Origin of the sequence: Mesorhizobium sp. B2-3-14 (assembly GCF_006442175.1) — a bacterium.
Classification (GTDB): domain Bacteria; phylum Pseudomonadota; class Alphaproteobacteria; order Rhizobiales; family Rhizobiaceae; genus Mesorhizobium; species Mesorhizobium australicum.
The window spans coordinates 862,898-888,878 of record NZ_VFVP01000001.1 but is presented as its reverse complement, the minus strand read 5'-3'; the positions used below and the strand labels follow the sequence as shown (position 1 = coordinate 888,878).

At 63.3% G+C, this 25,981-nt stretch carries 31 protein-coding genes; 17 read left to right on the top strand and 14 right to left on the bottom strand.

Annotation, left to right across the window (positions count from 1 at the left end):
• Nucleotides 1-204 precede the first annotated feature (204 nt).
• The 3 genes from FJ950_RS04120 (at nt 205) to FJ950_RS04110 (ending at nt 2,614) form a co-directional block, all read left to right on the top strand.
• Nucleotides 205-1,014 carry a transglutaminase family protein gene (locus FJ950_RS04120; RefSeq protein ID WP_140615238.1) on the top strand — a complete coding sequence of 270 codons (810 nt, stop codon included), beginning with the start codon at nt 205-207 and terminating at the stop codon, nt 1,012-1,014.
• A 118-nt stretch (nt 1,015-1,132) separates the two neighbouring features.
• Complete coding sequence (locus FJ950_RS04115; RefSeq protein ID WP_140615236.1) at nt 1,133-2,086, top strand: cation diffusion facilitator family transporter; 954 nt, start codon at nt 1,133-1,135, stop codon at nt 2,084-2,086.
• Nucleotides 2,087-2,209: 123 nt separating this feature from the next.
• Entirely contained in the window at nt 2,210-2,614 is a 405-nt protein-coding gene (locus FJ950_RS04110) for a GFA family protein (protein WP_140615234.1), read from the top strand.
• A 3-nt stretch (nt 2,615-2,617) separates the two neighbouring features.
• Here the strand turns inward: FJ950_RS04110 and FJ950_RS04105 are convergent, their stop codons facing one another.
• Nucleotides 2,618-3,874 (bottom strand): DNA recombination protein RmuC, encoded by a 1,257-nt coding sequence (locus tag FJ950_RS04105; RefSeq protein WP_015314438.1) that lies wholly within the window; start codon nt 3,872-3,874, stop codon nt 2,618-2,620.
• Between the two features lie 103 nt (nt 3,875-3,977).
• On the opposite strand from FJ950_RS04105, the gene def reads away from it, so the two are divergent.
• From def to truA, 4 genes are read left to right on the top strand one after another with little or no spacing between them, the layout of a single operon-like run.
• A complete protein-coding gene (gene def, locus FJ950_RS04100; protein ID WP_015314437.1) occupies nt 3,978-4,508 on the top strand; it encodes a peptide deformylase in 531 nt (176 codons plus the stop codon).
• A gap of 4 nt (nt 4,509-4,512) precedes the next feature.
• A complete protein-coding gene (gene fmt / locus FJ950_RS04095; RefSeq protein ID WP_140615232.1) occupies nt 4,513-5,466 on the top strand; it encodes a methionyl-tRNA formyltransferase in 954 nt (317 codons plus the stop codon).
• Nucleotides 5,463-5,969, top strand: coding sequence for an N-acetyltransferase (locus FJ950_RS04090; protein WP_015314435.1), 507 nt, complete (start codon nt 5,463-5,465; stop codon nt 5,967-5,969). Before fmt ends, FJ950_RS04090 begins: the two co-directional genes overlap by 4 nt.
• A gap of 22 nt (nt 5,970-5,991) precedes the next feature.
• A complete protein-coding gene (gene truA, locus FJ950_RS04085; RefSeq protein WP_140615230.1) occupies nt 5,992-6,744 on the top strand; it encodes a tRNA pseudouridine(38-40) synthase TruA in 753 nt (250 codons plus the stop codon).
• Nucleotides 6,745-6,775: 31 nt separating this feature from the next.
• Here truA and FJ950_RS04080 read toward each other — a convergent pair whose 3' ends face one another.
• Nucleotides 6,776-7,408 (bottom strand): transporter, encoded by a 633-nt coding sequence (locus tag FJ950_RS04080; protein WP_140615228.1) that lies wholly within the window; start codon nt 7,406-7,408, stop codon nt 6,776-6,778.
• Between the two features lie 5 nt (nt 7,409-7,413).
• Complete coding sequence (gene dapE, locus FJ950_RS04075) at nt 7,414-8,607, bottom strand: succinyl-diaminopimelate desuccinylase (RefSeq protein WP_140615226.1); 1,194 nt, start codon at nt 8,605-8,607, stop codon at nt 7,414-7,416.
• 125 nt (nt 8,608-8,732) lie between these two features.
• On the opposite strand from dapE, the gene FJ950_RS04070 reads away from it, so the two are divergent.
• The gene (locus tag FJ950_RS04070) at nt 8,733-9,776 is read left to right on the top strand and encodes a 2-dehydropantoate 2-reductase (protein WP_140615224.1); all 1,044 of its coding nucleotides are present in this window, start codon (nt 8,733-8,735) and stop codon (nt 9,774-9,776) included.
• On the opposite strand, the gene FJ950_RS04065 is transcribed toward FJ950_RS04070, so the two are convergent.
• The 4 genes from FJ950_RS04065 to dapD form a co-directional block, all read right to left on the bottom strand.
• A complete protein-coding gene (locus tag FJ950_RS04065; RefSeq protein ID WP_140615222.1) occupies nt 9,676-10,452 on the bottom strand; it encodes a hypothetical protein in 777 nt (258 codons plus the stop codon). The two genes, FJ950_RS04070 and FJ950_RS04065, sit on opposite strands and share 101 nt — an antisense overlap.
• A 69-nt stretch (nt 10,453-10,521) precedes the next feature.
• On the bottom strand, nt 10,522-10,905 hold the full coding sequence (locus FJ950_RS04060; RefSeq protein WP_027143826.1) for a DUF805 domain-containing protein: 384 nt from the start codon (nt 10,903-10,905) through the stop codon (nt 10,522-10,524).
• On the bottom strand, nt 10,898-11,260 hold the full coding sequence (locus tag FJ950_RS04055) for a DUF805 domain-containing protein (RefSeq protein WP_140615220.1): 363 nt from the start codon (nt 11,258-11,260) through the stop codon (nt 10,898-10,900). The genes FJ950_RS04060 and FJ950_RS04055 overlap by 8 nt, the downstream gene beginning before the upstream one ends.
• A gap of 71 nt (nt 11,261-11,331) precedes the next feature.
• Complete coding sequence (gene dapD / locus FJ950_RS04050) at nt 11,332-12,186, bottom strand: 2,3,4,5-tetrahydropyridine-2,6-dicarboxylate N-succinyltransferase (RefSeq protein WP_015314427.1); 855 nt, start codon at nt 12,184-12,186, stop codon at nt 11,332-11,334.
• Between the two features lie 142 nt (nt 12,187-12,328).
• Here dapD and FJ950_RS04045 point away from each other — a divergent pair, with 142 nt between their 5' ends.
• Nucleotides 12,329-13,177 (top strand): LOG family protein, encoded by an 849-nt coding sequence (locus FJ950_RS04045; protein ID WP_140615218.1) that lies wholly within the window; start codon nt 12,329-12,331, stop codon nt 13,175-13,177.
• Between the two features lie 84 nt (nt 13,178-13,261).
• On the opposite strand, the gene FJ950_RS04040 is transcribed toward FJ950_RS04045, so the two are convergent.
• Nucleotides 13,262-13,966 (bottom strand): pyrimidine 5'-nucleotidase, encoded by a 705-nt coding sequence (locus FJ950_RS04040; RefSeq protein ID WP_015314425.1) that lies wholly within the window; start codon nt 13,964-13,966, stop codon nt 13,262-13,264.
• A 163-nt stretch (nt 13,967-14,129) separates the two neighbouring features.
• On the opposite strand from FJ950_RS04040, the gene FJ950_RS04035 reads away from it, so the two are divergent.
• From FJ950_RS04035 to FJ950_RS04025, 3 genes are all read left to right on the top strand, one after another.
• Entirely contained in the window at nt 14,130-14,891 is a 762-nt protein-coding gene (locus tag FJ950_RS04035; protein ID WP_140615443.1) for a GGDEF domain-containing protein, read from the top strand.
• A 184-nt stretch (nt 14,892-15,075) separates the two neighbouring features.
• Complete coding sequence (locus tag FJ950_RS04030; protein ID WP_140615216.1) at nt 15,076-15,261, top strand: hypothetical protein; 186 nt, start codon at nt 15,076-15,078, stop codon at nt 15,259-15,261.
• Entirely contained in the window at nt 15,258-16,697 is a 1,440-nt protein-coding gene (locus FJ950_RS04025) for a GMC family oxidoreductase (protein ID WP_140615214.1), read from the top strand. Before FJ950_RS04030 ends, FJ950_RS04025 begins: the two co-directional genes overlap by 4 nt.
• A gap of 64 nt (nt 16,698-16,761) precedes the next feature.
• Here the strand turns inward: FJ950_RS04025 and FJ950_RS29445 are convergent, their stop codons facing one another.
• On the bottom strand, nt 16,762-16,929 hold the full coding sequence (locus tag FJ950_RS29445; RefSeq protein ID WP_015314421.1) for a hypothetical protein: 168 nt from the start codon (nt 16,927-16,929) through the stop codon (nt 16,762-16,764).
• Nucleotides 16,930-17,023: 94 nt separating this feature from the next.
• Here FJ950_RS29445 and FJ950_RS04020 point away from each other — a divergent pair, with 94 nt between their 5' ends.
• Nucleotides 17,024-17,515, top strand: coding sequence for a MarR family transcriptional regulator (locus FJ950_RS04020; RefSeq protein ID WP_140615212.1), 492 nt, complete (start codon nt 17,024-17,026; stop codon nt 17,513-17,515).
• Between the two features lie 17 nt (nt 17,516-17,532).
• On the opposite strand, the gene FJ950_RS04015 is transcribed toward FJ950_RS04020, so the two are convergent.
• The 3 genes from FJ950_RS04015 to FJ950_RS04005 all read right to left on the bottom strand — a co-directional run bounded on the left by FJ950_RS04015 (nt 17,533) and on the right by FJ950_RS04005 (nt 20,646).
• Nucleotides 17,533-18,501 (bottom strand): amino acid ABC transporter permease, encoded by a 969-nt coding sequence (locus FJ950_RS04015; protein ID WP_015314419.1) that lies wholly within the window; start codon nt 18,499-18,501, stop codon nt 17,533-17,535.
• On the bottom strand, nt 18,498-19,802 hold the full coding sequence (locus FJ950_RS04010; protein WP_140615210.1) for an FAD-binding oxidoreductase: 1,305 nt from the start codon (nt 19,800-19,802) through the stop codon (nt 18,498-18,500). The genes FJ950_RS04015 and FJ950_RS04010 overlap by 4 nt, the downstream gene beginning before the upstream one ends.
• Before the next feature lie 79 nt (nt 19,803-19,881).
• Complete coding sequence (locus tag FJ950_RS04005; protein WP_083883137.1) at nt 19,882-20,646, bottom strand: transporter substrate-binding domain-containing protein; 765 nt, start codon at nt 20,644-20,646, stop codon at nt 19,882-19,884.
• 419 nt (nt 20,647-21,065) lie between these two features.
• Between FJ950_RS04005 and FJ950_RS04000 the strand changes: the two genes are divergently transcribed.
• On the top strand, nt 21,066-21,512 hold the full coding sequence (locus tag FJ950_RS04000) for an Lrp/AsnC family transcriptional regulator (RefSeq protein WP_210161497.1): 447 nt from the start codon (nt 21,066-21,068) through the stop codon (nt 21,510-21,512).
• Nucleotides 21,513-21,647: 135 nt separating this feature from the next.
• Here FJ950_RS04000 and FJ950_RS03995 read toward each other — a convergent pair whose 3' ends face one another.
• The gene (locus FJ950_RS03995; RefSeq protein ID WP_015314415.1) at nt 21,648-22,280 is read right to left on the bottom strand and encodes a TetR/AcrR family transcriptional regulator; all 633 of its coding nucleotides are present in this window, start codon (nt 22,278-22,280) and stop codon (nt 21,648-21,650) included.
• 104 nt (nt 22,281-22,384) lie between these two features.
• Here FJ950_RS03995 and FJ950_RS03990 point away from each other — a divergent pair, with 104 nt between their 5' ends.
• Complete coding sequence (locus tag FJ950_RS03990; RefSeq protein ID WP_015314414.1) at nt 22,385-22,789, top strand: VOC family protein; 405 nt, start codon at nt 22,385-22,387, stop codon at nt 22,787-22,789.
• A gap of 66 nt (nt 22,790-22,855) precedes the next feature.
• On the opposite strand, the gene phhA is transcribed toward FJ950_RS03990, so the two are convergent.
• Nucleotides 22,856-23,692, bottom strand: coding sequence for a phenylalanine 4-monooxygenase (phhA, locus tag FJ950_RS03985; protein ID WP_140615206.1), 837 nt, complete (start codon nt 23,690-23,692; stop codon nt 22,856-22,858).
• 134 nt (nt 23,693-23,826) lie between these two features.
• Between phhA and FJ950_RS03980 the strand changes: the two genes are divergently transcribed.
• Both FJ950_RS03980 and bchE read left to right on the top strand, forming a co-directional pair.
• On the top strand, nt 23,827-24,303 hold the full coding sequence (locus FJ950_RS03980) for an Lrp/AsnC family transcriptional regulator (protein ID WP_140615204.1): 477 nt from the start codon (nt 23,827-23,829) through the stop codon (nt 24,301-24,303).
• Between the two features lie 109 nt (nt 24,304-24,412).
• Nucleotides 24,413-25,978 (top strand): magnesium-protoporphyrin IX monomethyl ester anaerobic oxidative cyclase, encoded by a 1,566-nt coding sequence (bchE, locus tag FJ950_RS03975; RefSeq protein WP_140615202.1) that lies wholly within the window; start codon nt 24,413-24,415, stop codon nt 25,976-25,978.
• The last annotated feature ends 3 nt before the right edge of the window (nt 25,979-25,981 follow it).

The following is a 25,981-nucleotide window of genomic DNA, read 5'->3' as shown; positions in this document are numbered from 1 at the left end:
TCCTCCAGTTGCGGGAAACGAAGTGAAACAAGACAAACGCCAGACTGCAAGAGGCGAGTGCCTGCTGCCAGCGCCGGCAGGCCGCTTTCAACCGGTTTCTAATTTGCTCGTAAACCCCGGCAGTCCATGCCATGCTTGTCTTCGCACTGCAGCATCGACCCGTGCACCGCCGGGTGATCGTCAGGCAGGCCCGTCAGGACGACAATGCGGATCCATATCGGCTGCGAGATGAGCTTCGACTTTCCGCAGGAAACGCCGCTCATCGCAATGCTCAATGTCCACTATTCCCGCGCCTCCGATCTTGAGCGCCCGGATTTCCTGACCTCCAACCCGCCAGTGCCGATTGAGAGTTATCGCGACAGTTTCGGCAACTGGTGCAACCGGCTCGTCGCCCCGCCCGGGCGTTTCACTTTCGGTACGGATGCGGTGATCCGCGACTCCGGCACGTTCGAGATGGGCGAGTTGATGGCGTGGCAGCATGAGGTGCGCGACCTGCCGGCTGAAACGCTGCTGTTCCTGCTGCCCAGCCGGTTTTGCGAAAGCGACCTCTTGGCAAGCGAGGCATGGCGGCTGTTCGGCCATATGCCATCAGGCATCCCGCGCGTGCAGGCGGTGTGCGATTTCGTCCACAACCACATCGTCTTCGACTACGGCAACGCACGGGTGACGCGCACCGCCGCGGAAGCCTGGCGCGAACGGAGCGGCGTGTGCCGCGATTTCGCGCATCTTGCCGTCACGTTTTGCCGGGCACTCAATATCCCGACGCGCTACTGCACAGGCTATATCAGCGACATCGGCATGCCGAAGCCTTGGGCGAGCATGGATTTCTGCGCCTGGATGGAGGTTTATCTCGGCGGCCGCTGGCACGCTTTCGATCCGCGCAACAACGCGCCACGCATCGGCCGCATCCTGATCGCCTCCGGCCGCGACGCGGCGGATGTGCCGCTAACCCATATCTTCGGGCCAGGGTTGCTTGCGGGCTTCAAAGTGTGGACCGACGAGATCCAGGAATAGCTGGCCTTCCCGCCAGCAGGTTTCGAACACATTGAACGACCCGACGATTGGCGCGTTGTGATGACTGTGCAACTCCGCGGCAGAGCCGCTACACTGCCTCGAAGAGGATAAAACCTGCATGGCTGGGCACGGCGGCTCCAGAACGGTCATCTACGCGGCGCTCGCCGGCAATCTCGCCATAGCGTTGACCAAGTTCGCCGCCGCCTTTTTCACCGGCAGTTCGGCCATGCTGTCGGAAGGCGTGCATTCGCTGGTCGATACAGGCAATGGCGGCCTGCTGCTCTACGGCATGCACCGGGCGGCACGCCCCGCGGACAGCTCGCACCCGCTCGGCCATGGCCGTGAACTCTATTTCTGGAGCTTCATCGTCGCCCTTCTGGTCTTCGCGCTGGGCGCCGGCGTGTCGTTCTACGAGGGCATCATCCACATCATGGCGCCGGAGCCGGTCGCCAACGCCAGAATGAACTACATCGTTCTCGGCCTGTCCTTCCTGTTCGAAGGCAGCTCCTGGCTGGTGGCGCTGAAGGAATTCCGCAAGCAGAAGGGCAAGCAGGGCTGGCTGCAAGCCGTGCAATCGAGCAAGGACCCGAGCGTCTATACGGTGCTGTTCGAAGACAGTGCAGCCCTTCTCGGCCTGGCCGTCGCCTTTGCCGGCATATTGGCTGCGGAGATTTTCAAGATGCCCGAACTCGACGGCGCCGCCTCGATCGGCATCTCACTCATCCTCGGCACGACCGCAATCTTCCTGGCGCGTGAAAGCAAGGGCCTGCTCATCGGCGAGCCGGCCTCACCCGAGGTGCAGAGGAAGGTGCTGGCGATCGTCCAGCAGGATCCGGCGGTGCAGCGGGCGAACGGTGTGCTGACGGTGCATATGGGCCCGGAAGAAATCGTTGCCGGCCTGAGCATCGAATTCGAGGACCATTTGTCGGCGCCGGAGATCGAGGCCTGTGTCGAGCGCATCGAGGCGCGGTTGAAGAAGGAGATGCCTGAGATCACGCGGCTGTTCGTCAAGCCGCAGACGTCAGGCACCTGGGAAAAGCGGCGCAAGCTGATCGAATCCGCGTCCGGATAGATTCGAGTACGAACTTTGCGACACCGCGGTCCACTTTTCGGTTTGGCCTCTGGACCAGCGCCCCGCCGTTGCCTCGTGTCTCCGTGCCGCTAAAATCGGCCGATCGAAGTTGGAGGAATGACGATGAAGATCGACGGCGGCTGCCATTGTGGCGCCATCACCTACGAGGCGGAGGTCGACCCGGAGAAGACCTCGATCTGCCATTGTACCGATTGCCAGCAACTGACCGGTACGGCATTTCGCGTTACCGTTCCTGCGACGGAGGATCACTACCGGATCACCAGCGGCGAACCGAAGATCTACATCAAGACCGTGGCGAGCGGCGCCAAGCGAATGCAGGCTTTTTGTGCCGACTGCGGCTCGCATCTCTATGCGACATCGGTCGGCGACGGTCCGAAGGTCTATGGGATCAGGGTCGGGACCTCGCGGCAGCGCCAGAACCTGGTCCCGAGACACCAGAAATGGCACCGGTCGGCGCTGCACTGGCTTCCGGAATTCGAGGGTATGACGACAATCGAAGAGCAGTAGCGTTCAGTCGTCGCCTTCGACGACCCTCAATCTCAGCTGCCCGGTCTTTGAATCGGCAGCGCGCGGTGCGGCCTCCACCTTGGCAGGGGCGCCGCCGCGCGGGGCGTCGGGCTCGCCTTCTCCGAATTCCAGCGCCTCGATCTTCTGGCCACGCTTGGTCACTTTCGAGGTCGAGACGAGTATGTCTTCGATGTCCTTGGCCGACTGGCCGAAATGGCCCTGCAATTTGCGCACCCGCTCGTCGACACGCTGGACGTCTTCCATCAGCCTGATGACTTCGCCCTGGATCAGATGCGCCTGCTCGCGCATGCGCGCATCCTTGAGGATCGCCTGGATGACCTGGATCGACAGCATCAAGAGCGAAGGCGAGACGATGATGACGCGGGCACGGTGCGCCTTCTGGACAACCGCTTCGAAATTCTCGTGGATTTCGGCGAACACCGATTCCGACGGCACGAACATGAAGGCGGTGTCCTGCGTTTCGCCCTGCAGCAGGTATTTTTCCGAAATGTCGCGGATATGGACCTCGATATCGCGGCGGAAGGCCTGGGCCGCGACCTTCTGCAGGTCGGCGTTATCGGCGGCGCGGATGGCATTCCACGCTTCCAGGGGAAATTTGGCGTCGATGGCAAGCGACGGCGCGCCGTTCGGCATTTTCACCAGGCAGTCCGGCCGGCTGCCGTTCGACAGCGTCGCCTGGAATTCGTAGGCGCCGTGCGGCAGGCCGTCGGCGACGATCGCCTCCATGCGCGACTGGCCGAAGGCGCCGCGCGTCTGCTTGTTGGAGAGGATCGCCTGCAGCTGCACGACCTGGCCGGCCAGCGACTGGATGTTGCCTTGCGCGGTGTCGATGACCGCCAGCCGCTCCTGCAGTTTCGCGAGGCTCTCATGCGTGGACTTGGTCTGCTCGGTCATGGTCTGGCCGATGCGGCCGGTCATGGCGTCGAGCCGCTGGCCGATCGACTGCGTCAATTCGGCTTGGCGGGCGCCGAACACTTCGGCGATGGCGCCCATGCGGCCCTGCATCTCGGCCTGGGATTGCAGAATGCCGGCCATCCGCGCCTCGGCGTCGCGGGCATGGTCGGCGGCTTCCGCTGCGGCGACCGCGCGCGCCTTGGCCGAGCGCCACAGCGCGATGACGAGCGCCACGAACAAGCCGAGAAACAGCAATGTGGCGACGGCCAAGACGTGGCCGAGCGTGATAGTCGAGGCGCCGAGCCGTGCGGCGGGCTCCGAAAGGATGGTGCTCAGATCATTCATGTGGACAGCATAGCCGATTCGGCGGTCTGGCACAGATCAAAGCGTGAACGAGGCGCAGGCGCACCGGTTGACGCCTTTCTATTGAGGTCTTAGGTGAAACGCCATGCCGATCAAGCCGCTTATCATTCTTCCCGATCCCATCCTGCGCCAGGTCTCCAAGCCGGTGGAGCGCGTCGACGCGCCGGTACGCAAACTGGCCGACGATATGCTGGCAACCATGTATGACGCACCCGGCATCGGGTTGGCGGCAATCCAGGTCGGCGAGCCTCTGCGCATGCTGGTGATCGATCTCGCCAAGGAAGACGAAACCCCGGCGCCACACGTCTTCATCAACCCGGAAATTCTCGAAAGCGCCGACGCGCGGTCCGTCTACGAGGAAGGCTGTCTGTCGATCCCTGATTACTATGCCGAGGTCGAGCGCCCGGCTTCGGTGAGGGTCAAATATCTGGACCGTGACGGCAAGCTGCAGGAGATCGAGGCCGAGGGGCTGATGGCAACCTGCCTGCAGCACGAAATCGACCACCTCAACGGCGTGCTGTTCATCGACCACATCTCGAAGCTGAAGCGCGACATGGTGGTGAAGAAGTTCAAGAAGCTCGCCAGGGACAAGGCGCCAGGCAAGCTGGTGGGATAGGGCAATGCCCCTTCGCGTCATCTTCATGGGCACGCCGGAGTTTTCGGTGCCGACGCTGCGCGCCATCGCCGAGGCTGGCCACGAGATTTCAGCCGTCTACACGCAGCCGCCGCGCGCCGCCGGCCGGCGCGGGCTGGAACTGACGCCGTCACCGGTGCAGCTCGAGGCCGGGCGGCTTGGCATCGAGGTGCGTGCACCGGCATCGTTGAAAAGCGAGGCCGAGCAGGCCGCTTTTGCCGACCTGGGCGCCGATATCGCCGTGGTCGTCGCCTATGGATTGCTGTTGCCGAAGGCAGTTCTGGAGGCACCCCGGCTTGGCTGCGTCAACGGCCATGCGTCGCTTTTGCCGCGCTGGCGTGGCGCCGCGCCCATCCAGCGCGCCATCATGGCGGGAGACACCGAGACCGGCATGATGGTGATGCGCATGGAGGCGGGGCTGGATACCGGCCCGGTGGGACTGGTTGAAAAATGCGCCATCGGCCCCGATATGACAGCCGGCGATCTGCATGATCGGTTGATGAGTGTCGGCGCTGCCCTGATGGTGGAAGCGTTGGCGCGGCTGGAACAGAACACCCTGGCATTTACCGCGCAGGCGGCCGAAGGGGTGACTTACGCCAGGAAAATCGATAAATCCGAGACGCGCGTGGAGTGGACACGGCCCGCGGCCGAGGTTCACAATCATATTCGTGGCCTGTCACCGGTTCCCGGCGCCTGGTCCGAGATTGAAATTGGCGGCCGTATGGAACGGCTGAAACTGCTTCGCTCGACGCTATCCGAAGGCGTGTCGCCTTCGGAAGATTTGGGCGAGTCGGGAGGAATTCTCGATGACCGGCTGACAATCGCCTGCGGAAAAGGCGCGGTCAGGCTGGTCGAAGTTCAACGTGCGGGCGGAAAGCCCGCCGCCGCGTCGGAATTCCTGCGCGGAGCCAAGATCGAAAAAGGACTGAAATTCTCATGAGCATGATGTCGATACGCGCGGCGACGCCGCGGGACCGCGAGGCCATCCGCCTCGTCGAGGAACACGCTTTCGGCCAGCAGACGGAGGCCGGACTGGTCGACGCGTTGGTGACCGGCGGTGACGCCGTCGTCGAACTGGTGGCGGAAGAGGACGGCCAGGCCGTCGGCCATATCCTGTTTTCGCGGCTGTTCGTTCAGAGCGGCGGTAAGAGTTTTGCCGCCGTGGCGCTTGCGCCGCTGGCGGTGGAGCCTTCCTTCCATGGCAGCGGCATCGGCGGCGCGTTGATCCGCGAGGCCCATATTCGGCTCAAGGACGCCGGCGAGACACTGGCCGTCGTGCTGGGCGATCCGGCCTATTACGGCCGTTTCGGCTATAGCCACGCCCGCGCAGAAAAGTTCGAAAGCGAATACCAGGGCGAGGCGCTGCAGGCGCTGGCCTGGGGCGAAGCTCCCGAATCCGGCAGGCTGGTCTACGCCTCCGCCTTCACCGCTCTCGCCGCCTAGGCGGGGCGTATAGCCGACCGGCATGCCGCGTTTTCGCCTCGATATCGAATATGACGGCAGCCTGTTTGCCGGCTGGCAGCATCAGGCCGACCAGCCTTCGGTGCAGCAGGCGATCGAGCAGGCGATCGAGAAATTCTGCGGCGAGGCGGTCCGGCTGCGCGCCGCCGGCCGCACCGATGCCGGCGTGCACGCGACCGCGCAGGTGGCGCATGTCGACCTTGCCAAGGCGTGGCCCGACGACAAGGTGCGCGATGCCGTCAATGCACACCTGCAGGCGGCCGGCGCGCGCATAGTCATCCTGAAGGCCACGATCGTCCCGGACGATTTCGATGCCCGTTTCTCCGCCATCGGCCGGCACTATCTCTACCGCATCCTCAACCGGCGGGCGCCCTCGGCGCTGGACAAGGGTAAGGTGTGGTGGGTGCCGAAGCGGCTCGATGCCGCCGCCATGCACGAAGCGGCGAAGCTCCTGCTCGGCCGGCACGACTTCACCACCTTCCGCTCGACGCAGTGCCAGGCTAACAGCCCGATCAGGACATTGGAGCGGCTCGATGTGAGCCGGGCGGGCGATGATCTGATCGAGGTGAGGGCATCGGCACGATCCTTCCTGCACAACCAGGTGCGCTCGATGGTCGGCTCGCTGAAGCGGGTCGGCGACGGCGGCTGGACATCGGGCGACCTCAAGGCGGCGCTCGAGGCGCGAAACCGCGCCGCCTGCGGCCAGGTGGCGCCGCCCGACGGGCTTTTTCTCATTGGCGTCGATTATCCCGGGTAGAACCCTGGTTCTCCCGGGTAGAATCCTGGTTCTATCCGGGATAAAGCCCGGAAAGGCTCTGGCCCCCGACATCGTCCGGCACGGAGATGCCAAGCAGCATCTGCAGTCCGAACAGCACCAGCAGCGAAGCGACGAACATGCCGACGAAAACGGCGGTGCCGAAGGCAGCGCCCCTGCCGATCGTCGCGTTGGTCATGCGCCAGGTCAGCACCATCGACAGGGAAAATAACAGCAGCGACACAAGGCTCGAGACCTGGCTTGCCGAGGACAGGAAAAGCCTGATCAGCGCCGAAGGCAGCATCAGCCAGGCAGTGATCGCCGAGGCCCAGTTGCTGGCCACGACATAGTGGACGAAGCGCCCGCCGATGCCGGCGCGCCGCGCCACCAAGGCGAGCGCCACCAGCGGCAGTACCCAGGAGCCGATATCGACCGTCGCCAGTCGCACCAGCATGCTGAAGCGGCCGGCGAAGGCATCGGGATCGCCGATCTCGTTGGCGATGCCGACCCAGCCGACGATCAGCGCCGGTGCCGCGACGATGATGGCGAAGAACGAATTCCAGAAGCCGTCGGCCGTGAGGTCGAGCAGGCGCAGGCCGTCGGCCTTGCCGAGCATCAGCCGCCAGGCGCCGGTCAGCGAAGCTTGGGTTTCGTCCGCCGAAAGCATGCTGATCAGCCCTGTCCGAACCAGTCGTCGATGAAGCGCTGGTAGATCCGCGTCAGCGTTTCCAGATCGGCGATGGCCACGCGCTCGTCGACCATGTGCATGGTCTTGCCGACCAGGCCGAATTCGACCACCGGGCAATAATCCTTGATGAAGCGCGCATCCGATGTGCCGCCGGAGGTGGATAGCGCCGGCTTTTTGCCGACCACCGCCTTGACCGAGCCGCTCAGCGTCTCGACCAGCCTGTCGTCGCGGGTCAGGAAGACATGGCTCGGCCGGTCGCGCCAGACCAGCTCATAGTCGACTGGCGTCTTCTTGCCCTGTCGGTATTTCTTGCGCCCAGCCGCCTGATCGAGGCGGTTGTGGATTTCCGCCTGGACCGTCTCGGCCGTCCAGCTGTCGTTGAAGCGGATGTTGAAGGTGGCGGTTGCCTTGGCAGGAATGACGTTGGTGGCCGGGTTGCCGACATCGATGGAGGTCACCTCGAGGTTGGTCGGCTGGAAATCCTTGGTTCCCTTGTCGAAGACGGGATGCAGCAAGGCGTCCACCAGGCTCATCAGGCCGCGCACCGGGTTGTCGGCAAGCTGCGGATAAGCGGCATGGCCCTGGCGGCCATTGACGGTGATGCTCCCCGACATCGAGCCGCGCCTGCCGATCTTGATCATGTCGCCGAGCGTGTCCGGATTGGTCGGCTCGCCGACGATCGAGGCGTCCCATTTCTCGCCTTTGGACGCGGCCCATTCGAGCAGCTTGACCGTGCCGTTGATGGCAGGCCCTTCCTCGTCGCCGGTGATCAGCAGCGAGACCGAGCCCTTCGGGCCGCCATTTGCCTCGACGTGGCGCGCCACCGCGGCGATGAAGCAGGCAATGCCGCCCTTCATGTCGACCGCGCCGCGGCCATACATTTCGCCATTGGCGATATCGGCGGCGAAAGGCGGATGCGTCCAGGCGGCTTCGTCGCCGACCGGCACCACGTCGGTATGACCCGCGAACATCAGATGCGGGCCATTGCCGGAGCGCCGTGCATAGAGGTTCTCGATGTCGGGCGTGCCGTCTTCGGAGAACACCGGCCGATCGACCAGGAAGCCGAGCGGCTTCAGCATCGCCTCCAGCGCGCTCAGCGCGCCGCCTTCGGCTGGTGTCACCGAGGCACAGCGGATGAGAGAGGCAAGGTTTGCGGCGGGGTCAGTCGGCAGCGTCATGGCAAAAGCGATAGTCGAAAGCGAATGGCCTGTCACGGCCAGACATAGGGCCAAGCCAATGGCCGACGATACCGCCGACATTATGGTTTTCATGTCGTATAGTTCTGGCTGATGCGGAGTAAGAGATGGCAAACGGCGAAAAAAGGATCGTCATTGCCGGCGCCGGCAGCATTGGCTGTTATGCCGGCGGCTGCCTGGCGCTCGCCGGGCGGCGGGTTGTCCTGCTTGCCAGGCCGCGCATCGAGGCAGCGCTGCGGCAGGGCGGATTGCGCGTCAGCGACCTCGAGGACCGCGATCGCCTGATCAAGCCGGCAGAGCTTGCCGTCACCGCCGATCCGGCCGCGTCCTTGCCGGGGGCCGATGTGATCCTGGTCACCGTCAAGAGCGGCGCGACGCGGGAAATGGCGGCACTCATCAAGGCCCATGCCCGTCCCGATGCCGTGGTGGTAAGCCTGCAGAATGGCGTCGACAACGCCGACAGGCTGCGCGCGGCGCTTGGCCCGCGAACGGTGCTGGCTGGCATGGTGCCGTTCAATGTCGTGCAATCAGCCGATGGAGAGCTGCCGTTGCGCGTCCACCGCGCCAGCGACGGCAAGGTTATGGTCGAAGAAGGCAATGTCGGCCTTGCCGACCTTCTCGACACCGAAGGCCTGGCTGTCGAAACGCGTGGCGATATGAAGGCCGTGCTGTGGGGCAAGCTTCTGATGAACCTGAACAATGCGCTGGTGGCGCTGTCGGGCCTGCCGCTGGCAACTGAACTCGCTGACCGGCGCTGGCGGCTGATCCTGGCCAGCCAGATCGACGAGGCCTTGCTGGCGATGAAAGCCTCCGGCATCGAGCCGGCGCGGATCGCCGGCCTGCGCCCGACGCTGCTGCCGAAGGTGCTCAGGTTGCCCGACTGGCTGTTCAAGCTCCTGGCCCGGCGCATGCTGGCGATCGATCCCGAGGCGCGCTCGTCGATGTGGGACGATCTGCAGCGTGGGCGGTCGACCGAGATCGACGACTTGCAGGGCGCTGTTTTGCGGCTCGCTGAAAAAGCCGGTACGCCGGCGCCGACGGTCCAGCTTATCAGCGCGCTGGTGCGCGCGGCGGAAGCCGAGCGGCTTGGCTCGCCAAGCCTGGTGCCGGAGAAGGTTGTGCCGCCGCCGTCCGGCCGTCGATCAACGTGATCTTCTGCCAGATCTTGCGCGACAGGTTGGACGCCAGGTTCTCGATGTCGTTGACGCCGTCGATGACGACGGCGTCATTGACGGATTGCGCGAACAGCGCCGCGATCTTGCCGGTGATCGACAGCATTTCGGAGCAATAGTCGAGATAGCGCGCGAGATCCGCGGCATTGGTGAGACGGGCCGGCGAATGCGCCGTCGGCTTGAAGCTGGCCGACAGCGCCGCCGGATCCTTGGTCAACTGGTGCATGTCGATGACATGGATCAGCGATCTGAGGCCGTGCAACTGGCGAAACACCTGCTTGCGCTTGATGCGCTCCTCGGTGCGGATCAGGGCCAGGAAGCCGAGCACGGCGAGGATGATCATGTTGATCGTGGCTTCGATGCCTTGCACCGACTGGACCGCGTCGTCGGCCTGGGAGATGTGAATGAGCGGCAGGATGGTGCCGACGAACAGGAAGATCAGCGCGCCCGCGATGACGGCGGCGACGATGATGCCACGCAGCCACCAGATAGGCGCTTCCAGGGCCTTGGCGGCCTTGGCCAGATCGCGCGACAGCGACACAAGTTCGGCGGCAACGCCGCGCAACCCGGCCTCCGGAAAACGGTCGGCCACACGCCCTTCCAGCCGCTCGGCGGTTTCGATGATCAGTTTCGGATCAAGCGTGCGGTAGCGCATGGCGATCCGATCGGCCCCCTAGGGCATGATGCCGAAAAGTGTGAAGCGGTTTTCCGACGACGTCATGCTCTATTTCTTTGATTCTGCCGGCTCGTTGGTGCGCCGGCCATAACGGTTGGGTCCAGGCTGCCCTGGAAACAGGCACAACACAAGGAAGGCGACGATCGAGACGACCGGCACGAACAGGATCAGCGCTGCGATACCCGGCTTGTCGAGGTCGTGCAGCCGCTTCACCGCCAGCGCGATGTTCGACCACAGCGAGGCGATGAAGGCGATGAAGAAGATGAACGACCACATGTTGCTCTCGGCCGAACCCTCCGGCACCAGCGTGAAGCGGTACAGCGGAAATGCCTGGATGATGGCGACGAGCAACCCGCCGAGAAAATAGGCCGCGCGGCTGACGCGGCCCGAGGTCTTGAAGAAAAGCCAGTTGAGATCCGATCTTTCAGGCAAGCGGGTCCGATCCATATTGATTGGCACCCCTGGTGCCTTCGAGAATGCCGAGTTCGACCAGCAGCCAGATGCCACCGATGACGGGTACGAAGCCGATCAGCGTCCACCAGCCCGACTTGTTGCGGTCGTGCCAGCGTTTGGCATAGAGGGCAATCGCGAAATAGATCGATGCCAGCGCGAAGAGGATGCCGATGATGCCGATCTGGGCACCGCTGGCCGTGGTGAAACGCGTGCCGAGGATCGCATCGAGAATGAAACCAATAATGCCGATAACGATGAATACGCCGATGCCAGCCCAGAACTTGCCCCGGTTGATGCGGCCATCAAAGCTTGTGAGCAGATATTTCCAGTCCATGTCACCCCTCCAGTTGAACCAGCGCGACCGATTGTCGCGCCGGCGGAAGGTGCGCCTGCCCGGCGGAAAGATCAATCGCGCAGCAATTCGTTGATCGAGGTTTTGGACCGGGTCTTGGCGTCGACCCGCTTGACGATGACGGCGCAGTAGAGACCTGGGCCCGGCTCGTTGTTTGGAAATGCCTTGCCCGGTAGCGAGCCGGCGACGACCACGGAATTCGGCGGCACCTCGCCATAGAAGATCTCGCCGGTGGCGCGGTCGACGATCTTGGTCGACTGGCCGATGAAGACGCCCATGCCCAGAACGGAGCCTTCGCGCACGATGCAGCCCTCGACCACTTCGGAACGCGCCCCGATGAAGCAATTGTCCTCGATGATGGTGGGGCCGGCCTGCATCGGCTCCAGCACGCCGCCGATGCCGACGCCGCCCGAAAGGTGCACGTTCTTGCCGATCTGGGCGCAGGAGCCGACCGAGGCCCAGGTATCGACCATGGTGCCGCTATCGACATAGGCGCCGACATTGACGAAGGACGGCATCAAAACCGCGCCCGGCGCGACATAGGCCGAACGGCGCACGATCGACGACGGCACGGCGCGGAAGCCCGCCTTCTCGAAATCGACGGCGCCCCACCCGTCGAACTTGGACGCCACCTTGTCCCACCACACGGCCTCGCCGGGGCCGCCCTTGATGATCTCCATCGGATTGAGCCGGAAGGAGAGCAGCACCGCCTTCTTCAGCCACTGGTTGACATGCCACTTGCCGTCGGCCTGCCGCTCGGCGACGCGGGCGGTGCCGCGGTCGAGCAGGTCGAGTGCCGACTGGATGGCGTCGCGCACCTCGCCGCGGGTCGCGGTCGAAATGGCGTCGCGTTCCTCGAAGGCCCTGTCGATGGTCTTTTCGAGGCTCGCCAGATCGGGCTTCGACATGAATTTGCTCCATTACCAAGCTGTTAAGGGCTGCGCCTTAACCTGTTTAAAAGTCGCGCGGACCCTATGTTAAGGTGGAATGGGGGTCAATCGCGCCAGCGTCATGGGACGGCGCAAGTAAAGGAATGGACGGGTGGATTCGATGACTCCCATGGAAAAGGCGGGATGGACGCCGCTGCCGCACTCGGATGAGGATCTGGAGCGGTCGAAAAGCGTGCCGGACACGCCGCAAACGCGGGCCGAGACCTACCGCCTGGCCTGGAACGATCCCGACTTCATGACCCGGCGCGAGCTGCGCGCCGTCAGGCTGCAACTGGAACTGCTGAAGCCGGAAATGATCCTCGCCGAGCGCGGCATTCGTTCGACCGTGATCCTGTTCGGCGGCGCGCGCCTGCCGGAGCCCGGCGGCGAGGCCTGGGCGGCCAAGAACGAGACGCAGAAGAAGAACCTCGAGGAAAACAGCAAATATTACGAGGAGGCGCGCAAATTCGCCCGCCTCTGCTCGCAGCAGTCGGCCACGTCATATTATCGCGAATATGTGGTGGTGACCGGTGGCGGTCCGGGCGTCATGGAAGCGGGAAACCGCGGCGCCGATGATGTCGGCGCGCCGTCGATCGGGCTCAACATCGTGCTGCCGCACGAGCAGGCGCCGAACCCCTATGTGACGCCGGAGCTCTGTTTCAACTTCCACTATTTCGCCATCCGCAAGATGCACTTCGTCATGCGCGCCAAGGCCGTGGCGGTGTTTCCCGGCGGCTTCGGCACGATGGACGAGTTCTTCGAGACGCTGACGCTGATCCAGACCGGACGCATGGAGCGCGTGCCGGTGATCCTGTTCGGCAAGTCCTTCTGGAAGCGGGCGATCGACCTCGACTTCCTCGCCGAGCAGGGCACGATCAGCCCGGGCGACCAGGACATCATCGATTTCGTCGACACAGCCGACGAAGCGTGGGGCATCATCAGCCGCTTCTACAAGCTAGGGAGTGAGTGAGTGAGTAGGCAGTGGGAATTAGTGAGTAGGGATTAGTCAGTAGTGAGCGAGCGAAAGGTGTGCTCCTCCACTACTCACTACTCACTACTCACTACTCACTATTCCCGTCAAAAATTCCGCGAGATCGTCGGTGACGTAGTCGACGTCGTCTTCCTGCGCCGGGTCGCGTTCCCAGATTTCCGAGAAGGTCGGCTCGAAATTGCGCGGCACCACGAGAACCGTCGTCATGCCCAGCGACTTCGGCACGGCCAGGTTGCGGGCGAGGTCCTCGAACATCACCGCATTGTGGCCGGTGACGGCGTGCAGTTCGGCGAACTTCTCATAGGTCTGACGCGCCGGCTTGGGATTGAGGCCGGCAGCGACGATATCGAAAATGTCGTCGAAATGGTCGAGGATGCCAAGTTGGCGCGCGGTGCGCTCGGCATGCCTGCGGTCGCCATTGGTGAAGATGAATTTGCGGCCGGGAAGCTGGCGGATGGCGGTGCCGAGAACAGGATCGGGCACCAGCCACGAATAGTCGATGTCATGGACCTTCTCCAGAAAGTCGTCGGGATCGATGCCGTGGCGCGTCATCAGCCCGTTCAGCGTCGTGCCGTATTCGCGATAGAGCTCCTTCTGCAGCTTGCGCGCCTCCTCGCGCGGCAGCGCCAGCAGTTCCCCGACATAGGCGGTCATCTTGACGTCGATCTGCGAGAACAAATTCGAGTGATGCGGGTAGAGCGTGTTGTCGAGGTCGAACACCCAGTCGGTGACATGGGCGAAGCGGGCGGGATCGGGAAGCGTGGTCATGCGCTCCTTATGGCATGAAACAGGGATTCTGAAAGGGACTTTATCCACAACTTATGCGCGTCGAGAGTGGCGGAAATGGCCTCACGATTCAAATTTTAGCCATCCCGGAAAGGTGGCCTTCAGGGCTTGCTGGCACAGAGACAAGTCCTGTGGGGAGCCCGCGATGAATAGCATTATTCTCAAATCCGCCGCCATCGCCTTCGCCTCCGTCGCTGCCTCGCTCCTGCTGACATTGATCATCGTCCCAGCGATGGGATTCCCGGTCACGCGCACGATCTGGCTGACGTCGACGGTCTGTCCGCTGGTCCTTGCCTGGACGGCATGCGCCGGCACGTTCTGGCAGAGCGACAGGTTGAAAAATGCCCATCGCGAATTGGCCCGTGCCCATGCCCAACTCGCCGCGGCGCACCGCCGCCTGGCGGAAAAGGCGAGCCGCGACGACATGACCGGCATGCTCAACCGGGAAAGCTTCTTTGCCGCGCTGGACGGCTCCCGGCGCAAGTCCGACCGCGGCGCGCTGCTGATCATCGACGCCGATCATTTCAAGAAGATCAATGACAATTTCGGTCACCTGACCGGGGACGACGCGCTGCTGTTGATCGCCAGCGCCATCGAGCGCGGCGTGCGCAGCGGCGACGTGCTCGGCCGGATCGGCGGCGAGGAGTTCGGCGCGTTTCTGACCGGAGCCACGGAACAGGAGGCCAAGCGCGTTGCCGAACGGATCCGTCGCGAGGTCGAGCTGATCCGCTTCCGACCCGTCGATGAGCGAACCATTCCGTTGACCGTTAGCATCGGCGGCACCGTGTGCGGCGAGGATGTCAACGTATCGGACCTGATGCGCGCTGCGGACCGGCGCCTCTACCAGGCCAAGCATGCGGGCCGCAACCTGACGATCCTCGATACCGACATTTCCGAAGCCGCATGAGCGGGTTGGCCAGCACACCCGGCCGGTTAAGAAATCTCTAACCCTGTTTGCATCCGGTTGTGCCGCTTGTCAGGCTTTTTACCGCCTTGAGGCCATGCTTGGCACGATACTGGCTTCCGTGACGATGCGTGTGCCGTTCGGGGAATGTCATACGCGCATCGAAGTCCCAGCCGAGAGGCCTGCCATGAGTTTCTTGATCAAAAAAATGTCGCGCCGCACGCTCGTGCAGGCGCTGATCGCCCTGCCTGCCCTGTCCTTGTTCCGCAAGCTGCCTGATGCCGACGCCACCCATGCCGGTTCATCCCGGGCCAATCCCGACGAGATCGTCGAGGTTAATGGCTGGATCCTGAAGCGGAGCGACCTGGCATGATCTTCGACAGCTACGACGCGTATCGCGCCGCCAATTTCGCGCCAAAGGTCTGTGTCCTTGGTTCCGGCCCCGCCGGCACCACGATCGCCAGGAAACTTGGCGCGGCCGGCATCCCGGTCGTGGTGCTGGAAGCCGGCTCGCGGGAATTCAGCGACGAGTCGCAGGATTTCTACCGCGGCACGACGGTCGGCGATTCCTACTTCGATCTCGATATCACGCGGTTGCGGTTCATGGGCGGCAGTTCCAATCACTGGGCCGGTTGGTGTCGCGTGCTCGACAAACAGGATTTCGAGCCGAAAGCCTGGGCACCGGACACCGGCTGGCCTATCCGGCGCGCCGACATCGAACCCTATCTTGCGGAAGTGCGCGATATCCTCGACCTTCCCGATTTCCGGCCAGATGTGCCGATCTCGGACGACATTCGCTGGGTGCAGCTGATCAAGAGCCCGGCGGTCCGGTTTGCAGAAAAGTTCGGCGACCAACTCGACCAGAGCAAAAACATCGCCGTCGTGCTCAACACCTACGCCACCGAGCTTGCCGGAGATGGCAAACGCGTGACCGGCGCCAGATTATGGTCCAACGGGCAGGACGCCGGCTCGTTCAGCGCCGACTATTTCATCGTCTGCACCGGCGGACTGGAGAATTCCCGGCTGCTTTTGTGGTCCAACCGGCGCTCCAACGGCGGCGTCGTGCCGAACGCGACGGCGCTTGGCCGCTACTGGATGGAGCATCCGACCTTCGAGGGCGGCAATGCCATCCTGGCCGACGACGGCGCGTTCGAGGTCGATGCCGTCAAGGAGGCCTTCTTCTCGCCGATGGCTGCCGCGATGGAACGGCTCAGGATCATGAATTTCGGCATCAGGCTGATCGAGACTCCCTATCCGGGCGTCAAGAGCCTGATCGCTGATCTTGCCTGTACGGCGCCGCACATGGCGGAATGGGTGTCGGGCAAGCTCGACCAGAACCTGCGTTGCGCCGCTCAGCTTTATGTCGCCTGGGAACAGGCGCCGCTGGCTTCGAACCAGATCGAGCTGTCGAAAACCGAGGTCGACCATGCCGGCGTGCCGCGCATCGAACTGCACTGGAAGAAATCGGAACTGGAACGCCGCACCCTTCTCGAAGGCTTAAGGCTGTTCGGCACGACGCTTGCCCAGAAGAACCTGGGCCGGGTGCGCATTGCCGACTGGATCTCGAAGGGCGACGATTATCCGACCAACGAAGAGACGGCGGGCCACCATCATATGGGCGGCACGCGCATGGGCACCGACGTCACCAGGAGCGTGGTGGACGCCAACTGCAAGGTGCATGGCATGGACAATCTCTATGTCGGCGGCTCTTCGGTCTTTTGCACGTCGGGACAAGCCAATCCAACGACGACGATCACCGCGCTCGCCTGCCGGCTGGGTGAGCACCTGAGCAAGGTGATCACGGTCTGAGCGCAGTCGTCCTGCTCGGATCACGACCCGTTCTGCCGACGCCAAGGATGGCGCCGGCAGAGGCTCAAAAGCCGTAGAGGGCGATGCGCACCAGCACGGCGGCGGCGGCGAGCGACACCAGCAGGATGCCGAGGCCGATAGGCGATCCCCAGCCGTACCATTCCATCGCCAGCTTCGCGTATCTGAACTCTTCCTCATGCGAGAGAGGCGTACGCTGTTGGATCAGGCTCATTTTCCACTCCTCGTTGGCGGCCGCCCCTTGCCTATCGCAAGCCGTGGCCGCATATTGCTATAATAGTCTAAATGTTAGACAGATTGATAATTAGATGATCGAACTAAATTCGTCAAGCGGAGATCGCGCCGAACTGACCGCCGCGATCGGCCTTGCCATCATGCAGTGGCAGGACGCGACGCAGGCCTATGACAATGCGGTAGGCGCGAGACTCGGCCTCAACATGGCCGAGCGCCACTGTATCGGACTGCTGCATGGCGGCCCGCAATCGGCCGGCGCGATCGCGGCCGCGACCGGGCTGACGCCGGCCGCGGTGACCGCGCTGATCGATCGGCTGGAGGCGCGCGGTCTCTTGACGCGCACGCGCAGCCTCGAGGACAGGCGCAAGGTGGTTATCGAGGCAACGGAGACAACACGGGAGCTCTCGGCGCGCTATTACGGCGCCATCGCGCGGGAAGGTGAAAAGCTCATTGCCACGTTCGGCGACGCCGAGCTTGCCACCATCCGGCGCTTCGTCACCGCCGCGCTCGAGCTGCAGCGCGACCAGCTTGTGCGGCTGAAGGCCGAGGCACCGCAGCCGCGCTGATTTTAGGCGTCAAACCCCTAGCGGTCCGATCGGCCGAAGCGCCGTTCGAGATAGGCCTGGCCGAATTCCAGCGCGATCGACAGGATCCAATAGATCATCGAGGCGGTGATCAGCATCTCGATATGGCGGAACTCCGTCTGGCCCATCGTGCGGGCGAGATACATGATCTCCCAGACGCCGACGACCGACACCAGCGAGGAATCCTTCAGCATGGCGATGAACTGGTTGCCGGTCGGCGGGATGATGACGCGCATGGCCTGCGGCAGGATGACCAGCGCCATGGTCTGGCCGGGGCTCAGGCCGAGCGCAGTGGCGCCTTCGCTTTGGCCGCGCGGGATGCTTTCGATGCCGGCGCGGAAGATCTCGGTCATGTAGGCGCCATAACACAGCGACAACGCAACGATGCCGGCCGGCACCGCGCCGATCACATAGCCGACCTGCGGCAGGCCGAGATAGATGATGTAGATCTGCATCAGCAACGGCAGGCCGCGAAACAGCGACGTGTAGAAGGTGGCCAGCCCGTAGACGATGCCGTTGCCGGTCAGTTTGGCGATGGCCCCGATAAGCGCGATGGTCGTTGCGATGAGAATCGAGATCGCTGAAATGTAAAGCGTCGTGGTGACGCCCTGGGTGATCAGGAAGCCGACCTTCCTGGCAATGAAGGCAAAGGAGAGGTCGAAGGAATAGAAGAACAGCATCAGCAGCGCGAACAGCTCGATCCAGACGCCGGCGATCTGCTGGCGTCGGGGCATGAGCAGCAGCAGCTTGCAGTTCACCAGAACCAGGAGCGCGATCAACACGGCCGAGAGGGCGCGCGACAAGGCTGGATTGGCCTGCAACCAGTCGGATGCAAGCGGCATCACCGAGCCGATCCAGCTCGACTTGATGCCCATGGCGTAGAGGGCCGCGGCCAGCAGCGCGGGAAAAAGCGCGGCCGCCGCGTGGCGGGCAAGCCCTGGATGGGAGAGCATCAGCCTGCCGATCATGCCGTCACCTTGTCCTTGGTGGTGGCGCGGCGTTCCCGCCACCAGTCCTGCGCCTGCAATTTCCAGTAGGTGAGCTGCGCGGCGGCCAGGCCACCGGCGCCGCCGGCCCAGCTCAGTCCGAATGGCGCGAATTGCCGATACCGGTCCGAAGCGCCCAGAATGCCCTCGGCGACAATTTTTCCGGCAATCGCCGTGGTGTTGAGGCCATGGCCACCAAAAGCGGTGCAGTACCAGACGCCCGATTGCAGCTCCCCGATCTGGGGCATCAGATGCCGGGCATAGGACATCAGCCCCGACCAGGCCAATTCGGTCTTGAGGCCGGCGAGCTGCGGGTAGGTGCCGACCATTTCACGGCGCAATTCGCGCGCCAGCGCGTCGGCGGAAGCGGCACGCGTGGTGATGCGCCCGCCCCACAAAAGGCGATTGCCGCTCTCTACCAGACGATAATAGTCGCCGGCCCGCCTGTTGTCGCCGACGGCATCGGTGGTGGCGACGGCTTGCGCGATGAGGCGGGGAGCCGCCTCGGAAACCATCACATAGGTCGCGATGGGCAGAAAGGCGCGGTAGAGCTGGCCGAACACCGGGCCGGTATAGCCGCCGGTCGCGAGCACGATCTGGGGCGCCCGAAGCGTGCCCTGGCTCGTGCGCAGCATCTTTTGCGGTCCCGACAGGTCGCATTGCACGACCTCGGAACTCTCATGGATCTTGCCGCCCAGCCGCTCGATCTCGTCGGCCAGGCAACGCAGATAGTTGAGCGGATGGATGTGAAAGGCGTTCGGGTCGCGCAGGCCCTGGTGGTAGCGAGCCGACTTCAGCACCGCGCGCACATCTTCGCCGCGCAGATATTGAAGCTCGTAGCCGTGGTCGCGTGCCATCTGGTCGGCATAGGCCTTCAGCGCATCGCCGCCGTCGTAGCGCAAGACGCTGAGCAGGCCGGCACGCGGCTGGGCGGCCGATATTCCGAGCGCTTCGATGGTGTCGCGCACGAATTCCATGCCTTCGATCGACAGCCGGTGCAGGTCGCGCGCTGCCTCCTCGCCGACACGTGCGGCGATAGTGTCGCCGCCGGTGGCGAAGCCGGGCGTGACGAAGCCGCCATTGCGTCCCGAAGCGCCGAAACCGACGACCTGGGCTTCCAGCACCACGACGTGCAGTCCGGCACGCGCCAGTTGCAGCGCTGTCGTCAGCCCCGCCAATCCGGCGCCGACGACGGCCACGTCACATCGCGCCTCGCCTTTGAGCGGGGGCCGCGTCTTCCGGTCGGTCAGGGTGCGGGCGTAATAGGTGTCCGGATAGGCCATGGACGACTTTGCGGTGAGGGGCATTCATGAGGTGGGGTGACGCCCGCCGGCTGCCGAGGAGGCAGCCGGCGGAATGACTTTACTTGGCGCTGTAGTCCTTGCCGTACCACTTCGTGGTCAGCGCGGCGAGCGTGCCGTCCGTCTTCATTTCGGTGATGATGCCCCCGACCTTCGCGGTCCACTCGGGATCCTTCTTCTCGGCGATGACGACGAGCGGCTCGCGGAAGGCGTACTCGCCTTCCAGGATCTTCACGGGATAGCCGTTCTTGATGGCGTTCTGCGCCGTCTGTTCCGGCGCGATCACGGCATTCAGGCGCACGCCGTCGCCAAGCCGCAGGTCATCGAAGGGAAGCATGGAATCGGCGTAGGTGCGGATCTCGCCCGGCTCGAGCTTGTATTCGATGGGAGCCAGGCCAGGCGCGTCGATTTCGAGCTTGCGGCGGATGAAATCCTCCGAGGTGGTGGCAGTCTCGACGCCGATGATCTTGCCGTTGAGATCGGCGACCGACTTCGCGCCGCTGTCCTTGTGCAGGACATAGACGTAGGGGCTGTAATAATAGATGCCGACAAAGTCGATCACCTTGGAGCGGGCTTTTGTCGGCGTGACCGATCCGACGCCAAGGTCGTAGCGTCCCTGCCAGCGCCCGCCGGTCAGCGTCGCCCAGTCGGGCGTTTCGAACGAGACCTCGACGCCAAGCCGCTTGCCGATCTCGCGCGAGACATCGATGTCGAAACCGGCGAGCTCGTTGCTGTCGTTGAGAAAGCTCTGTGGCGGCCAGGCCGCGTTGGTGGCGATGACCATCGCCTTTTTCGACGTGACGCGGTCCAGGGTTTCACCGGCCATGGCTGTCGTCGTGATGGCGAATGTCGCGGCGGCAAGAACGGCTAAATTGAGCAGTTTTTTCAAAGTTATCCCTCCCTTGTGGTTGAACTGACAGGTTGAGTGACCGACGTCGAACCTCAGCACTTCAGCTGCAGGTTCGGATCGGTTTCGGACTTTGCCCATCACAGCCGAAGCTGATTCCCCCTGATGGACCGGCGTTCGTGACCCCAGACAGTCAGGTCGCAAAAAGAAGGGTTCCACCCGGCGAAATGCGGGATAATGGCGATCGCGCAGTCATTGCGTCCCTTGAGACGACAGAGTGCCGGATATGTTGGTCTTGTTCCGTTCGCCGCAGCCAGTATTGCGGATTGTCGCGGAGGCTGTTCAGCCGATAGGATCGCGCGGTGGTTACTAAGCGGATCGAGCGAGAGGTTTTGTTTGTGGAATTGACCGAGAAGGATCGTCAGTTGCTCGCGCTGATGCAGAAGAATGCGCGTGAGCCGGTCGCGTCACTGGCACGACAGCTCGGCGTGTCGCGGACAGCGCTGCAGGAGCGGATCCAGAAGCTGGAGGCCGGCGGCATCATCGAAGGCTATACCGTGCGGCTGGCCAAGACGGTGGCCCAGAACGCCGTCCACTGTTTCACCCTCGCCGCCCTGAACAACAAGAGCTATCCGGACGTCTCCAGAAGGATCAAGGCGATGCCCTCGATCCAGGCGGTCTATGCCATAACCGGTGAATGGGATCTGATCATCCACCTTGCCGCCGAGACGCTCGAGAAGCTGAACCGGGAGGTGAATGCCCTGAATGAAATCAGCGGCGTCGTCAAAACCGCTTCCCACGTGGTGATGGAGACGAAGTTCAACCGGACCATCTACGCTCTGTAGGAATGGCGGAATGTCCCGGCGGCCGGCCGTTCCACTGGAACTTGTCGATCTGGTAGCCGGTGCGCATCACTGTTTGCAGGTCGAAAGGCACATGGTGGTGTCCTCGACCCCTGCAAACGTGGGCAGGGGACGCGACTAGTTCGGCTGGACTCCGTAGACGGCCAGAAATGCCTCCACCGAGGCATCCGCGTGGCGTTCCAGTTCGGCCTTGGAGCGCCGGTTGCCTCCCGTGAACATGGCTTCATTCATGGGGATCCAAAGAAGCATTCCAAAAAGATGGCTGGCTGCCAGATAGGGATCACTTGTTTGTATCAGTCCTCGACTGGTGAGTTTTTGAAAGCAGGACGCCGTCGAGGCAAGCATGCGCTCAAACCCCTTTTCGTACCAAGCGCGGCCAAGCTGCGGCATTCGATCCGCGTTGGCGATGATCAAGCGCCGCAGCTTCAACAACTCTTCATCCATGAGAACCGCTATCAGGCGTCGGGCAAGCTGCTGCAGGCCGCCTTCCATGAATTTCGCCTCGGAAAGCAGCGTCGTCACGGACTCGATGATGTCATTGACCTGGGTAGCGGTTGACAGAACGACTTCGCCAAACAGCGTCTCCTTGTCGGTGAAATGCTTGTAGACGGTCTGCTTGGAGGCCCCCGCCTTGGTGGCGATTTCCTCCATGCTGGTCCCGTCATATCCCTTGCTGGTGAACGCCGCCGTGGCCGCCTGGATGATCTCACGATCCTTGCGAGCCGATCTGGTCTCACCGTCGATTTTCATGGCGCCCTCTTAACCAGTACTAGACGGTACCGTTCTCTCGTGGTAGCCCCATGAAACGGTACTGGACTGACTAGTACCTGTCAACGAAGGCAAGGCTTAGACCGATGACCAAGATGATCTTCATAAATCTGCCGGTGCGGGATCTGCAGGCAGCGACCAATTTCTATCTCGCGATCGGGGGCACGCTCAATCCGCAGTTCTCGAACGACCAGGCCAGTTCGGTCATGTTTTCCGACGCGATCGGGGTGATGTTGCTGACGCACCAGCATTACGGCCAGTTCACAACCCGCCAGATCGGCGACGCCAGGCGTGACAGCCAGATGCTGATCGCACTCACCGCGAGCAGCAAGGACGAGGTCAATGCCACGATCGAGAAGGGCGTCGCGGCCGGCGGCCGCGCCGATCCCAACCCCGCTCAGGATCTCGGCTTCATGTTCAACCGCCACATCGAAGACCCTGACGGCAACGTCTGGGAGCTCCTGTGGATGAACCCCGCTGCCATGCAATAGCCCAGCGCGATCAAAGCGTCCAAAGCGCGTCGCGTTGAGACAGATTCATGCGACGCGCTTTATGTTTTAGACCGTCGCCGGGTCGAGCGCCGGCTGGCTCTTGCGGCGCGCGACGATCGCTTCGAAATCCGCCGTCTGGAAGGCATCGCGCAAGGCGTCGAAGGACGGCAACACGAAATAGGCGCGCTGGAACTTGTCGATCTCGTAGCCGGTGCGCATCACCGTTTCCAGGTCGAACGGTACATGGTGGGCGTCCTTGCTCTCGACAGCGAACTGCAACTCGGTGAACGACGACATCAGACCGGCGCCAAACGCCTTCAGCTTCTGGCCGTTCTCCTGCATCAGGCCATATTCGGCCGTGTACCAGTAGAGCCGGGTGATCATCTCGTCGCCGCCCAGCGCAATGATGTCGCCGGCCTTCTTGCCATACATCTGCATGAAATCGGCAAACACCGGCTGCGAGAGAACCGGCACATGGCCGAAGAAGTCATGGAACATGTCCGGCTCGACGACGTAGTCGAGTTCCTGCTTGGTCCGCAGCCAGTTGGTGACCGGGAAGCGGCGGTTGGCGAGGTGGTCGAAGAACGGTGCGGCCGGGATGAGGCCCGGCACGGCGACGATTTCCCAGCCGGTCAGCTTGCGCAGTTTGGTGCTGACGTCCTCGAAATCGGGGATGCAGTCGAGCAGGCCGAGCTTCTCGACGCCGTCGAGATAGGAGTGATGGGCGAGCTTTTGCGTCAGCTTGGTCTGGCGGTCGCACAGCGTGCGCCACACCGCCTGCTCCTCGGTCGAATAGTCATAAGCCTGCGCCACGGTGAAATCCGCGCGGCACACCGAATAGTCCCCGCGCAACCCTTGCGCCGCGCAGTCGCGGGCGTATTCGGCAACGCTCATCGTCGTCATGGGTTTTCTCCTCGCATCAATGGTTGACGTGCCGCAAGGCTAACCCGATCTGCCGAGGCAATTCGGTTTTGATGGTGGCTCCTCCGCCACATTCGAGATACTATTCACTCACAATTCACGTGGGAGGAGTGAAAATGCCTCAATTCGACGATTTCGAGATCAAGATGCTGGATGTCCTGCAACGCAACGGTCGCAAAGCCGTTTCCGAGCTGGCGCAGGAGGTCGGCCTCTCCACCACGCCCTGCGCGCGGCGCTTCGAGGCGCTGCAGGAAGCCGGCATCATCAAGGGCTTTGCCGCGGTGATCAGCCGCCGCGCCGTCGGCCTGATGGTCGAGGTATTCATCCAGGTGCGCCTCGTCAGCCACAGCGACGGCTCGCCCGAGAGCTTCATTGCCGCCGTTCAGCGCATGGATGAGGTGTCGTCGTGCTGGACGATGACCGGCGACCACGATTTCCTGCTGCATGTCATGGTGCCATCGGTCGACGAGCTCAACGCCTTCGTCATGCATCGGCTGATGCGGCTCGACGGCGTGCGCGACGTCCACACGCAACTGGTGCTGCAGAACATCAAGGGACCCGGCCACACGCCGCTCGCCCATCTCAGGCGGTGATGCGCATCCGCGTTTCTGCGGAAAAGCTGCAAGCAAACTGCTGAAACGGGCCAATCGGGCGGCACTATCGCCGGCCAGCATTGCGCGGACCAACTCCATGAGGTCCGCCATGAAAATCGTCCTGATCAATCCGCCGCACACCGCCATCGGCAGCCGCGTGCCGGACGATCACCTGCCGCCGCTTGGTCTGCTGGCGATCGGCGGCCCGCTGCTCGACGCCGGTCATCAGGTGCGGCTCGTCGATGCCGAGTTCGGGCCGATGCCGCTCGCCTCGGTTGTCGCGGAAGCCCTGAAGGACTGTCCCGACTTCGTTCTGATCGGCCATTCCGGCTCGACCTCGGCACATCCGACCGCCTTGTTGATCGCCGGGATGGTCAAGGCGCGCGCGCCGGCGACGATCATCCTCTATGGCGGCGTCTTCCCCACCTATCACTGGCGCGACATCCTGGCGTCAACCGACGCCTTCGACTTCATCGTGCGCGGCGAGGGCGAGGCGACCGTGGTGGCGCTGGTCGAGGCGCTGGAGATGCGCCAGCCGCCGGCAAGCGTTGCCGGCATCGCCTGCCGCGACGATCTTGACCGTCCCTTCGCTACGCAAGCGGCGATGACCATCGCCGACCTCGACGCCTACCGCGTCGGCTGGGAGCTGATCGACCACCGCGGATACAGCTACTGGGGAGGCAAGCGTGCGGTGGTCATGCAGTTTTCGCGCGGCTGCCCGCATCTGTGCAATTATTGCGGCCAGCGCGGCTTCTGGACCCGCTGGCGGCATCGCGACCCAGTCAAGTTCGCCAAGGAGATCGCCTGGCTGCACCGCGAGCATGGCGTCGAACTGATCAACCTGGCGGATGAAAATCCGACAGTTTCTAAAAAGGCCTGGCGCGCCTTTCTCGAAGCTTTGATTGCCGAGAACGTGGCGGTGCTGATCGTCGGCTCGACCCGCGCCGACGATATCGTGCGCGATGCCGATATGCTGCACCTCTACCGCCAGGCCGGTGTCATCCGCTGGCTGCTCGGCATGGAAAACACCGACGAGCAGACGCTGCAATTGATCCACAAGGGCGGCAGTACCTCGTCCGATCGTGAAGCGATACGGCTGCTGCGGAAGCACGGCATCCTGTCCATGGCAACCTGGGTCGCCGGCTTCGAGGATGAGGGATTTCGCGATCTGTGGCGCGGCTTTCGCCAGCTCCTCGCCTATGACCCCGACCAGATCCAGGCGCTCTATGTGACGCCGCATCGCTGGACGCCGTTTTTCCGCATCGCGCGGGATCGCAAGGTGATCCAGACGGATGCCCGCCTGTGGGATTACAAGCACCAGGTGCTGCACATGACCCGGCTGAAGCCGTGGATGCTGTTCTTCTCGGTCAAGCTGATTGAGCTCGCCGTGCAGTCGAGGCCGAAGGCGCTGGCGCGCATCCTGTTCCACCCCGATCCCGAGCAGCGGCATTCGATGCGCTGGTACACGCAGATGGGTCGCCGCGTCTGGTTCCGCGAAGTCTGGGGTTTTCTGGTGACCGACCGCCGGGTGAAAGGCGGCCCGACGCTCGCCGAATTCTGGGGCACACCGCAGGACAACGAGGAGGAATCGATGGTTGTCCGGCGGCCGGTTACAAAGCCGGAGCTTCCCGCGGCCGTAAATCGCGGCCTGCCAGGCAGAAGGTTAGCCGGCTGACAA